Origin of the sequence: Psychrobacter sp. NPDC064578 (assembly GCF_044901245.1) — a bacterium.
Taxonomy (GTDB): Bacteria; Pseudomonadota; Gammaproteobacteria; order Pseudomonadales; family Moraxellaceae; genus Psychrobacter; species Psychrobacter cibarius_C.
The window spans coordinates 252,752-265,217 of record NZ_JBJDPI010000002.1 but is presented as its reverse complement, the minus strand read 5'-3'; the positions used below and the strand labels follow the sequence as shown (position 1 = coordinate 265,217).

Annotated in this window: 8 protein-coding genes and 2 tRNA genes; 8 read left to right on the top strand and 2 right to left on the bottom strand. The window is 43.3% G+C overall.

Annotation, left to right across the window (positions count from 1 at the left end):
- Positions 1 to 10: 10 nt before the first annotated feature.
- Positions 11 to 1,051 carry a TRAP transporter substrate-binding protein DctP gene (dctP, locus tag ACI2JM_RS03015; RefSeq protein ID WP_404641989.1) on the top strand — a complete coding sequence of 347 codons (1,041 nt, stop codon included), beginning with the start codon at positions 11 to 13 and terminating at the stop codon, positions 1,049 to 1,051.
- Between the two features lie 94 nt (positions 1,052 to 1,145).
- Positions 1,146 to 2,294 carry a M20 aminoacylase family protein gene (locus ACI2JM_RS03010; protein WP_404641987.1) on the top strand — a complete coding sequence of 383 codons (1,149 nt, stop codon included), beginning with the start codon at positions 1,146 to 1,148 and terminating at the stop codon, positions 2,292 to 2,294.
- A 524-nt stretch (positions 2,295 to 2,818) separates the two neighbouring features.
- Here ACI2JM_RS03010 and ACI2JM_RS03005 read toward each other — a convergent pair.
- Positions 2,819 to 2,895, bottom strand: a tRNA-Asp gene (locus ACI2JM_RS03005).
- A 65-nt stretch (positions 2,896 to 2,960) separates the two neighbouring features.
- Positions 2,961 to 3,036 (bottom strand) — tRNA-Val (locus ACI2JM_RS03000).
- Between the two features lie 296 nt (positions 3,037 to 3,332).
- Here ACI2JM_RS03000 and ACI2JM_RS02995 point away from each other — a divergent pair.
- The 6 genes from ACI2JM_RS02995 (at position 3,333) to ACI2JM_RS02970 (ending at position 12,361) form a co-directional block, all read left to right on the top strand.
- Positions 3,333 to 4,970 (top strand): cardiolipin synthase, encoded by a 1,638-nt coding sequence (locus tag ACI2JM_RS02995; RefSeq protein ID WP_404641985.1) that lies wholly within the window; start codon positions 3,333 to 3,335, stop codon positions 4,968 to 4,970.
- A 104-nt stretch (positions 4,971 to 5,074) separates the two neighbouring features.
- Complete coding sequence (locus ACI2JM_RS02990; protein ID WP_201553558.1) at positions 5,075 to 6,532, top strand: tetratricopeptide repeat protein; 1,458 nt, start codon at positions 5,075 to 5,077, stop codon at positions 6,530 to 6,532.
- A gap of 222 nt (positions 6,533 to 6,754) precedes the next feature.
- A complete protein-coding gene (locus ACI2JM_RS02985) occupies positions 6,755 to 8,353 on the top strand; it encodes a 3-deoxy-D-manno-octulosonic acid transferase (protein WP_238035323.1) in 1,599 nt (532 codons plus the stop codon).
- On the top strand, positions 8,350 to 9,075 hold the full coding sequence (locus tag ACI2JM_RS02980) for a 16S rRNA (uracil(1498)-N(3))-methyltransferase (RefSeq protein WP_404641982.1): 726 nt from the start codon (positions 8,350 to 8,352) through the stop codon (positions 9,073 to 9,075). Before ACI2JM_RS02985 ends, ACI2JM_RS02980 begins: the two co-directional genes overlap by 4 nt.
- 290 nt (positions 9,076 to 9,365) lie before the next feature.
- Positions 9,366 to 10,490, top strand: coding sequence for an extracellular solute-binding protein (locus ACI2JM_RS02975; RefSeq protein WP_404641980.1), 1,125 nt, complete (start codon positions 9,366 to 9,368; stop codon positions 10,488 to 10,490).
- Positions 10,491 to 10,663: 173 nt separating this feature from the next.
- A complete protein-coding gene (locus ACI2JM_RS02970) occupies positions 10,664 to 12,361 on the top strand; it encodes an ABC transporter permease (RefSeq protein WP_404641978.1) in 1,698 nt (565 codons plus the stop codon).
- Positions 12,362 to 12,466 lie beyond the last annotated feature (105 nt).

Sequence of the window (12,466 nt, the reverse complement as noted above, 5' to 3'; positions counted from 1 at the left end):
ATTTAATGCAATGAAAAATATGAAGTCATTCCTCGCTCTTGCTCTATCATTACCACTACTTTTCGGCTGTGGTTCTAATGAAAGTGCGTCTACAGACGATCCAAATAAAGTATATACAGTTAAAGTGACTCATGAAGAATACGCAGATACTGTTCCTGATCTTTATGCTAAAGAACTAGCGAAGAGAGTTGAGGAAAAAAGTAATGGTAGAATGAAGTTTGAGATATTTCAGGTGGGCCAGTTAGGAGTAGGAGTGGATTTGGTTGATCACCTTCTAACAGGTGCCACGCAAATGGCTATTATGAGCCCTGGAAATGTTGCAACAATCATACCTGAAGGTCAAATTTTTGCTCTCCATTATCTTCTTCCAACTGATGTAAAAGAATCTTACGATTTTTTAGATGAAAGTAAAGTAGCAAATACTGACTTGCCTGCTATTTATGCAGAAAAAAACCTTAAGCTGATGGATCTCTGGCCTCTAGGTGGCAGTCAATGGCTAACTAAAAAGAATATACAAAGTCCATCTGACTTTGACGGAATGGCTTTTAGAACCATGGATACGCCTCTTATCGTCAAAAACTATGAAGCCTACAATGCAAATCCTACGCCTGTCTCATATACTGATGTATATAGCGGGTTACAATTAAATATGGTTTCTGGTGTGGAGAATCCACTTGGTGCTCTTGTTGATATGAAATGGTATGAGGTTCAAGATTATCTAATCATGTCTAATCACATCATGTACTTGGAGGGTGTATTTGTTAATGATAAGTATTTCAACTCTCTACCTAAAGACCTTCAAGTCATTTTGAAGGAAACTATAGATGAGATGCATGACTACGCTTTTGAGCTTCAGAAAAAAGCCAATGAGGATGCTGGAAAAGTACTTGCTGAAAATGTCAAAGTAGTTAATTTATCTGATGAACAAACGGCAAAATTTAAAGCTGCAGCACTTCCTGTTCGAGATTATTTCAAGAAAAACGCAGGTGAAAGATCTGCCAAAATCCTTGAAGATATGGAGATGGAATTAGAGGCCTTTAATAAGAAATAACTGCAAAGCTCATGATTGAATAGTGATGGTCAAGCTGAATCAAGTGTGGGTTACATTCAATGTAGCCCTTTTTTAAAATTATAAGGAAAAAATTATGACATTCGCAAACAAAGTCATCGAATGGCGTCATCATATACATAAACATCCTGAACTGAGCACCAAAGAGTTCAAAACCGCAGAATTCGTCGCTGATAAACTAGAGGAGTTTGGTTTAGAGGTCCATCGCGGTATTGGTGGGACTGGTGTGGTTGGTATCTTAAACAATGGTACAAGCGAACGCTCAATCGGTCTACGTGCTGATATGGATGCTTTGCAAATCCATGAACAGAACAGCTTTAGTCATGTATCAAAGAATGATGGGGTTATGCATGCTTGTGGTCATGACGGCCATACCGCCATGTTACTTGGTGCTGCTCATATGCTTGCTGAGAGTAAAAGCTTTGATGGAACCATTTACTTTATTTTTCAGCCTGACGAAGAACGTGGTACTGGCGCTAAAGCGATGATTACTGATGGGTTATTCACTCGCTGGAATATGGATGCAGTTTACGGTATGCATAATATACCTGGCGTGGCAAAAGGTAAATTTGTTACGCGTCCAAATGCCCTTATGGCTAGTGAAAGCAGTTTTAAAATCGTCATCAAAGCCACTGGTGGTCATGCGGCACTACCACACATGGGTACTGATCCAATTGTTGTTGGTGCGCAAGTCGTTACTGCACTACAGACGATCGTATCACGCAACTTAAGTGCGATCGATGAAACTGCTGTGATTTCAGTGACTAACTTTGAAACCAATGGCACGGTAAATGTTATACCTTCTACAGTAACTATCACTGGAGATACCCGTAGCTTTACTGATTCAGCACTGCATAAAATTGAAAAAGCCATTGAACGTATTGTAGCCGGTCAATGCATGTCAGCAGGAGTGGATTATGAGTATTATTTTAATAATAGTTACTTATCCACTATAAATACACCAGAGCAGACTATTCACGCAGTAAAAGCTGCAGAAACAGTAGTAGGCGCTGAAAACGTCAATGGTAACTGTGAGCGTTACACTATTAGTGAAGATTTCTCATTTATGTTACGCGAAGTTAGCGGCTGCTATATTTTAATCGGTAATGGCGAAGGCGAATGTGGTGGTACCGCTTTGCATAATCCACTTTACGATTTTAATGACGATATTCTATCTATAGGTATAGATTACTGGGTAACTTTAGTAAATGATCAGCTTAACTAATATTTATAATAACTTGTGTTTCTCGTTTAATAAAAGGGTTAGGACCTAAAGGTTGTAACCCTTTTTTAAATCTAATTATATTTGGAGAATGGGCGGTAACATTTTGCATTGAAATTAACGAAGTGATCATGGGTAAATAGATAGAGAGGCTTCTATCTTTATCTCAAACTTAGTTTGATATTGATATTGATATTGATACTGTAAGCTCCTGAACTTATCGATAAGCATAAAATTTGGGGATTAGTTACCGTCAGCAAATTTTAATAACCTTGGTCACAAAATGGTCACCGTTTGGTCACCGAGTACTTGGTCACCGACTTTCAAAAGATAGAGCTCATGCGCAAAAAATTATCATTCATGCATTGTCAAAGAGTAGACCATTTGATAAAGATGAATAGAGAGAAAGCGTCCAGCCCTTATAAAGAAAGGGTTCAAGAGGAAAACCAAACACAAAAAAACCCCAAGTAAACTAATACATGGGGCGAAACTTGCTTAAACTCGAGAGTCTAAATTCGTTTTAAATATGGCGCAGCGGACGGGACTCGAACCCGCGACCCCCGGCGTGACAGGCCGGTATTCTAACCAACTGAACTACCGCTGCTTAGGTCGTACTTAGTTTATTTAACCACTTAGCCTACTACTTGAGAGTAACGCTATACTAAATAGTGGTGGGTGATGACGGATTCGAACCGCCGACATTCTGCGTGTAAGGCAGACGCTCTACCAACTGAGCTAATCACCCTTCGAACAATTGCTATGCAATTTATTCAACATCAACTGAGCTCTAAGTTTGTCACTAAGCTCTGCTGCTGTGGGTGTGTATTATATAGATTTACACATGGCTGTCAAACAGTTTTTTAACTATTTTGAAAAATAATTGAAAATACTGTCTGAAAGTTATTATTAATAGTAGTCTGAGGCACGTGTTTACTAAGGTTGCTGCCTAAAAACTTATTATGGTTAGTCATTGTTTGATGGTCAAAAACTACTATACTATTGAGGGTGTTTTACGACTCATGCTTTATTTTATGTTGATTGTTGGAGGCGGGCATAGAAAATTCCACTATTGAACAAACTTTTACGACCTGGTCTTGGGGAGACTTCGCAGGCTTGGGTCTGGTATTGCATATTGTTCTCATGATAGTAATGACGCTACGTGTTGTGTCAGTGCAGCGCAATATCGGTGTGTCTATTGCTTGGATTGCTGTGCTCTATACCTTGCCTCTTTTTGGTTTTATCGCTTATATACTATTGGGTGAGCCGATGATAGGGCGGCGCTATCGTCAACGGGTAGACCAAGCAAGCTTATTGATGAATGATATGGCACGGCGTGAGAATTTGGTTTTTGATCAGGGACAAGAGCTGCTGCCAGCCAACTATCGAGGTGTCAGTCAAATAGGCACGCGTTGGACGGGGCTGGGCGTGTTTCCTAATCACAATATGCAGCTATTGACAGATCCTCATACTATTTTTCAGAGATTAATCGAAGATATCAATGCCGCTCAGAGTATTATCTTGATGGAGTTTTATATTGTTTATCCTAAAGGACAAGTACTAGAGGTGATAGAGGCGCTGTCAGCGGCAGCGCAGCGTGGTATTGAGTGTCATATCTTGGCCGATAGCGTGGGCAGCTTTAGTTTTTTTAATAGTAGCGCGCATCGTATTTTAGAAAAAGCAGGTGTTTTTGTCCATCAGTCACTACCAGTGGGTTTGTTTAAAACGCTATTTAAGCGCTCTGACTTGCGCAATCATCGTAAAATTGTGGTGATTGATGAGCACATTGGCTATATCGGTAGCTTTAACTTGGTCGATCCAAGATTTTTTAAACAAAATAAAAACGTTGGACAGTGGATCGATGTGGCGATACGCACGACCAGTCAACACTCTATTAGTATTACGACAGCCATGGCAATCGTGGTGGCCACGGATATTGGTGCGGAAAATAACGACAATTTAGACGCGCTCAATCAGCGCGTCAATGGCTATACTCGTAAACTATATGTGATGAATCCAACCATTAATGATTTAAACAGTCGGGTAAAGGTATTGGCTGGTGAGATCGACTATTATAAGCAGCCAAATATCGGCTCGACATCGATTGTGATACCGAAGATGCCGATGGTAGAAGGGGTGCTGGCGCAGCTGATACCCTCCGCACCGCAAGTGACAGCCCATGTGATTTACAATACATTGGTGACCGTTATTCATCGCGCCAATAAACGCATTCGCATTACCACACCGTATTTTGTACCTGACGAGGCGCTCTCGGGAGCATTAACGATCGCTGCCAAACGTGGGGTTGAGGTGACGCTGATTGTGCCTGAAAAGGTGGATTCGTTTCTTGTACAGCATGCGTCACAAGCCTATTATCAAGAGCTGCTCGAGGCAGGCGTGACGATTGCCTTGTTTAAGGGTGGTCTGTTGCATACCAAAACAGTGGTTATCGATGATGATTATTGTTTATTTGGTACTGTAAACATCGATATGCGCAGTTTTTATCTAAATATGGAGGTGAGCTTGGCCATTTATACACCAGAGATGGTCGCTCAAGTGGCTGATTGTCAAGAAGTCTACTTACAAAGTTGCCGTTTTTTGAGTTTAGAGCAGTGGCAACAGCGCCATGGTGCAGAGCGTTTGTTTGACAATGTGGTACGCTTATTTAGTCCTTTATTGTAGCATTTTCAATTTTAGGGTAAGGTAAACGACTGATGTCAGTTTAGTCCCATGATGACCTTATTTTTATTACTATTAATTTATCCCGATAAAGGATGCGCTTGTCTATGTATGCATCGTCTGCATCACCTCTAACGCCCTTTGACTATATTGCAGCAGGCTATTGGCAAGACTTTTTAGCGGATCGTCCTATCGCTGGTGGCATTGCTTACGAAAGCGAGCTTCGCGATTGTATATTAGATGAGTCATTGGCCAGCTTACAGCGAGTCGATACGCTGCTGTCGCACATACGCCGTGAGATGGTTAAAACTGGTCGATGGCATGAAGAGACATTATTGCTCGATGAACGCTATCGTAACTTTATGGTATTTTTGGCGTTTTATGCAGGGCGAGTATTGGCACAGCAATGGCAAAGTACGCCGCATTGGTATGGACAGTTTGAGCTACATAAGCGCTATCCTGAACTGGCTCTTACAACCGATGATTTTTATCAACATCTGGCGGTTGTCTATTGTCAGTCGGCTGATGCTAATAGCGTTACGTCATTGTTTTTTGCCCTAGAGCCGATAGGATTACGGTTATTTGGTCATATTGATCGGCCGTTTGAGGCGGTACAAGGCGGTCAAGTGGCGAGTGGTCTTTATCAAGCGGTTAGCGCAAGGTTGCCACATGCGTACGACAATCACGTGGCTAATTCGATCATACCAGCCATTAATATCAGCACACCAAATACAAGTGCTAGTGTAGAGCGCATTAAAATGATTGATAGTCAGAAACCGTTAGAAAAACAAAGGTTGAGTCATACGCCATATGATGCGCCAAAATCTCAGAACCTGTCTCAGCAAGAGAGCCACACTAAGCCTGTGCTGTCTAAATCAGAAACAGTACAACCTCATACAACCTCAGAAAATACGGTATTAGAGCAGCCACTACCATCGTTAGTGCCTTCTATTCAAGAATTACCAACGCCCGCGATTTTTACTCAATTGCTCGTAGAGCTGGATAACATAGAAGTCGTTCAAACGGCTGGAAATATTGAGTATCAGCAAGCCCATAAAGTGCTTGAGCAGTTTGAGCAACACATTGCCAAACAAAGTCAGCCACGCACGCAAATGCGCTTTTCAGAGAGTCATTTAACGACAAAAAAGCAAGCGCTATTAACACTACAAGAGGCGGCGCAGGCGGGTAATAGTGCTGCCATGCTACATTTGGCAATGTATGAGTTACTTGGTGAAGGATTAGCGGTTGATAAGCGTGCTGCTACAGCGTCAGGGATTGAATGGGTTAAGCAGGCAGCTAGCAAAAATGACAGTCGTGCGCAGCGCCTACTAAGCAAGATGTATTACCAAGGGGTCGGCGTGGCGCAAGATATAGACACTGGTAAATATTGGCTAGAGCAAGCAGCAAAGAATGGACATGCGGAAGCGGCGAGCGTAGTAGGGCAATGGCAACAGGCGCAAGCGCTGATAACGACACAAAAACAAGAGCAACATAGCATGAAGCGTTATCAGTTGTTATTCGCCGCCTTACTCGTAGTGGCAATATTGATCCTAATTATTGTCTAAAATATTTTATGGCAACACGCTGTAAAGCGTATTGTTAATCGCTAAATTCAGGTAGAATTGGCGCATTTTTTACCGTCACCTTACTATAGTCGATTTAATTTAAAGAGGTAAAAGGCAACCGAGTGCAGATGTATAGGTAATACTGCAAACGAGGTTAATGCCGTCACTCTTTTATAGTGAATTGACTATATTATTTAAGCCATTACTAATCTGGGCAACTTTATGCCATCTTCTCCTATATCCTCTGATTGTGCTTTGGAAGCGACTGACCCAGTATCGTTGCCCAGCCGCACTGTTTATACTGCGCCTTTGTATTATCAGTGCGCCATTGGCTTACTTAAGCCGCTATATCGACTGCAAGTTTGGCAACGCTCACACAACCGCGACAACTATCAACAAGAAGTGGCGCAGCGTTTTGGTAAGCAATATCCACCGCGACCAGTGGCTAAACTGACTAATGCGCAAACTGATAAAGGCGTTATTTGGTGTCATGCGGTGTCATTGGGAGAGACCAATACCGTCGCGCCCTTATTAGATGCATTATTGGCTGATGGCTATCAAATATGGTTAACTAATACCACGCAGACAGGTTTTGCTCGCGGTGCCAGCCGTTTCACCGATGATATTGTTCAAGGTCGGATGAGCCATAGCTACGTACCTGTCGACAGCCCAACTGTGATTGAGGCTTTTTTGGGTCATGTCAAGCCCATCGCTGCTCTGTTTGTCGAAACAGAACTGTGGGCAAATATCCTAACCAAATTATCCGAACACCATATTCCCAGTATCTTGGTCAACGGTCGGCTGTCAGCGTCTTCTTTTAAAAGTTATCAAAAAATTGCTGCGGTCAGTGCCAGTATGATGAAAAATCTGACTTTGATTATCGCCCAAGACAGCGACTCAGCGAAACGCTTTCGACAATTGGGTGCGAATAGCGCGCAAATTCGTGTCGCAGGTTCACTCAAATGGGTGATTAATACGCCTCAAACTGAAGATAAAGCGGCTGATATAGAAGCTGATACAGAAAATAACTATACAGAAAATCCTAGCGTACCAAACCAATATTCTGAATCGGTCAAAGAGTCCACATTAGCAAAAGAGATGAATATCGCTGGTCGACCGATTTGGGTTGCCGCAAGTACCCATAGTGGCGAAGAAGAGACGGCACTATCACTGCATCAACAGCTATTGTCTCATTCTGCGCTCGATGATGCGCTGCTTATCATTGTACCTAGACATCCTGAACGTTTTGATGAAGTAGCAGCGCTCATTCAAGCGTCTGACTTAACAATGGCACGGCGTAGTGCAGAAGATAGCATTCATGTAGACACACAAGTCTATCTGGCTGATAGCATGGGTGAGCTGATGACGTGGTATAAGTTGGCAGATGTGTCACTGGTCGGCGGCTCGTTAGTGGATGTCGGTGGACACAATCCCGTTGAGCCAGCCAGTGTGGCAACGCCTGTGCTCATGGGGCGCTATACGCAGTCTTGTCAAAGCGTGGTGGATAAATTGGCGGAGGTCGGCGCGTTATATCAGCCAAACAATGTTTTCTATCGTCCCGTTACTGTTAGTGCGGCTACTACTAATGATGATACGAATCAACAATCCTCTCGTAAGAAGCCTGCCGCTAAAGAGGATGTAGCGCTCATTTATCAGCAGCTAGTGTCTTGGCTCAGTGATCTTGAGGTAGCGGAACAAGCAGGGCAAGCTGGCGCGCGAATGACGAGACAACAGCAAGCCGTATTGACCCGCCAATTTACCATGATTAAAGAGGTTGTTGAGCAGCATGCTATTCAACAACCAAGCCAAGAGCTGCTATGAATTGTCTATTATTACCCATTGAAAAATTCTCTTCGGATGCGGCATATATTGATGAATTATCACAAATAAATCACGTCAATAAAGTGCTAACAGCAAAAGTTGGTGATACGCTGAAAATCGGTCAAATGGGCGGTCATTTGGGCACTGCTGTGATTGAGAGCATCCGCTCTGATGCTATTGAGTTGCGTGATATTCAGCTCACCACTGCGCCGCCACCAAAGCTAGATTTGACCGTTGTATTAGCACTACCGCGTCCTAAAGTGCTACGCCGCTTAATTATGGATATGACCGCGCTTGGGGTGCGCGATATCATCTTAATCAACAGCTATCGCACGCAAAAAAGCTATTGGCAAAGTCCGATGCTTGAGCGCCTTGATGAATTTGTATTAGAAGGGCTGCAACAAGGAGTTGATACCATAGCGCCTCGTATCACTTTACAAAAACGCTTCAAGCCATTCGTGGAAGATGAGCTGGCAGGTTTGGTAACCAATCGAGCCATCGTGGCGCACCCGTATAGTGAGCTATCCTTTACACAGTATCTACAACAGCAACCATCGTTAGGATTGCCAAGTCTGGTTTGTATCGGTAGCGAGGGCGGCTGGATTGATTATGAAATAGCGTTGCTTGCCACTCAAGGTTGCACGGCAGTCACTATAGGCTCGCGTATCCTGCGTACAGAAGCCGCCGTCAATGTGATTTTAGGTCAATGGTTGCTGTCGTGAATCAGTAGATCGTTGAAAGATAATTGAGATGTGCCATCACTTAGAAAATCTATATACTGCTCCGTGAAGATCTATAAATTTATCCTTAAAAAGAGACAGTTGAGCCAAATTATCCGTGCATTTCTGAGTTAAACAAATGTATTGATAATTAATCTCATTTCTATTAGTATGTTGTTTCAGAGATTATCGCGTGATTGAACCTTATTATTAGAGGTCTTTAGCGCCGTCTTATCTTATTGTCATCTCATCTATTTATCTCACCTTTTCGTAGCATCATTATGGGGAAAACCATGTCATTGAATGCCATTAGCGCTAACCTAACTTCTACTAAGCTTATCTTGCCTGTTGCCGTATTTGGCATGATGTTGGGACTGGCTGGTTGTAGCAATTCATCTACAACAGAAGAGAGCGTGGAGGCGGAGACATCAGCGGCGGCTACTGAGCAACCAGCTGCTACTGATGGTGCTACGAGTGAAGGTGGTCAAACGATTACCATTTATTCTTCGCGAAATGAGCAGCTGATTAAGCCATTGCTAGACCGTTATACCGAACAGACGGGTGTGAAGATTGAGCTGGTCACAGATAGTACAGGTCCGCTCATGGCGCGTTTGCAAGCTGAAGGTCAGAACACGCCAGCCGACATGCTGCTCACGGTTGATGCCGGCAACTTATGGCAAGCCGCTCAGCAAGGCTTGTTACAACCAGTATCCTCTACTGTGTTAGAAGAAAATGTCCCTGCCAAATATCGTGATCCAAAAGGTCAGTGGACAGGGCTATCATTGCGTGCTCGTACGATCTTTTATGACCCAAGTAAAGTCAGTGCCGACCAATTGTCTACTTATGCAGATTTAGCCGATCCAAAATGGAAAGGCAAGTTATGCCTACGTACCTCTAAAAAGGTCTATAACCAGTCACTTGTGGCCAGTATGATGGAGCATTTGGGCGAAGAGAAAACCGAAGAAATCGTCCGTGGTTGGGTCGCTAACTTAGCGACTGACGTGTTCAGTGATGATACCAGTATGCTAGAAGCCATCGCTGCTGGTCAGTGTGAAGTGGGCATTGCCAATAGTTACTACTACGGTCGTCTGCTCGATGAAAAACCTAACTTCCCTGTGAAGATATTTTGGGCAAACCAAGGCACGACTGGTACACACGTAAATATTTCAGGTGCTGGTGTGGTCGCAGGTTCAGACAATCCAGATGGGACGCTTAAACTGATAGAATGGTTGTCTTCTGATGAGGCGCAAGGTCTTTATGCCAGCTCAGACAAAGAATTCCCAGTAAAAGTAGGGGTTGATGAGTCAGAAATGCTCAGATCATGGGGTGAATTCAAAAAAGACGATATCAATGTGCAAAAGTTTGGTGAGTTACAAACCCAAGCCATTCAGTTGATGGACAAAGCAGGCTATAAATAAGGTATTGACAGTCATACCATTCTCAAAAATGACAATGCCTATCAAGGACGAGTATCAAGCTTGATAGGCTAAATGATAGTGTTTATGTTCAAAGCAGACAGTGTTTTTAGCCGTATTTTTGAGTTTGGTATAATGTTATAAGGTCTTTATGCGTATGACACGGTAATAATGATATGATCAAAACGCCAGACGCGTCTGTACGTCAAAACGATACAGTCAATGATAGTGCTAATATCAACAATATGCATAATAATATTGATGGAAAGCAAACTGTCAGCCAAGACCACGCCGTCCGTAAACGTATTATCTCAAAATCAGTCTTAGGACTGATTTCGTCGTTTATGCTTTTGCCAATTTTGATTGTGTTGCTATCTTGGACGCAGCCAATAGCCGATATCTGGACGCACATGGCAGATTATGTGCTGCCGCAAGTGCTTAAAAATACCGCGATTTTATTGCTGATGGTAACGGTCGTGTCTGGCACTATTGGCACCGCGCTTGCTTGGGTAACCAGTATGTACCGCTTCCCTGGACAGCGGTTTTTTTCGTGGGCGCTGATGTTACCGCTGGCGATACCCGCTTATGTATTAGCATTTGTCACCATTGGTATTGTTGATTTTAGTGGACCATTACAGACAGGTTTGCGCGACCTAGGCTTTGATACAGCGATTCCTTCGATCCGTAATGTCTGGGGAGCAGGTTTGGTATTGTCCCTAGCATTTTATCCCTACGTCTATTTGCTGGCGCGTCAAGCGTTCTTATCGCAAGGCAGGCGCGCGATTGAAGCGGGACAGATGCTGGGCTTAAGCCGTAGCCGCGTGTTTTTTCGGTTGGCATTACCACAAGCATTGCCATGGATTATTGGCGGACTATTGCTTGCTAGTATGGAAACCTTGGCAGACTTTGGGGCCGTGTCAGTCTTTAATGTTGATACCTTTACCACGGCTATTTACAAAGCATGGTTTGGCTTCTTTAGTTTGACCACTGCGGCACAATTGGCAGCTTTGCTCATCGGTGTGATCTTTATTGTGGTATTGTTTGAGCAGTATTGGCAAACCAAGCGCGGCAATAACGTGACTCAAGGCAGCAGTCAGCGTTTTGATGCCAGCACGCCTGCGAAATTGGGCATGACATTGCTGTGTACTTTGGTGTTTGCTGGCGCTTTTTTAATCCCATTTTTGCAGCTCATCTACTGGACGGCATTGAATTTTCGCCAAGATTTTGATGCGCGCTATATTGATTTTGTGACCAACAGCCTCATGATTGCTAGCATGACCACGATTTTTATTGCCTTTTTGGCGATTATCATTGCGTGGATTAAGCGGCAGTATCCTGATAAATTGACCAAGCTCATGACTACTTTGGCAAATTTGGGTTATGTGGTGCCGGGTACAGTATTGGCAGTGGGCATCTTTATTCCAATTGCTTGGCTAGACAACCAAATGATTGCCTTTGGGATTACCACGCAGCAAGTATTATCAGGCAGTGTGATTGTGATGCTATTGGCATTATCAACGCGTTTTATGACGGTGAGTTTTCAGCCAGTTGATCGGCAGCTACAGCGACTAACGGTCAATCAAGAAGCGGCTGCCAAATTACTGAGTGACAGTCCTTATCAGCGCTGGCGTCAAGTGATGTTGCCCGTTATTAGTCCAGGAATATTGACTGGACTATTGATGGGGTTTGTTGAAGTCATGAAAGAGATGCCGATTACGTTAATGACGCGTCGCCAAGGCTGGGATACGCTGGCAGTGCGGGTATTTGAGATGACCAGTGAAGGAATGTGGGGACGAGCTGCATTGCCAAGTTTATTGATTGTGCTGGTTGGTCTGCTGCCTGTTTGGATATTATTGCGTCAAAGCGATAAGTAAAGTTAAGGTGTTTTTAGAGTGAATCTGAATTGTCCGATGACGCTCCATTTTATGATTGTTTTCACTGTTTTATCTATGGGTTTTATTTACTAATAGCTAACTGGT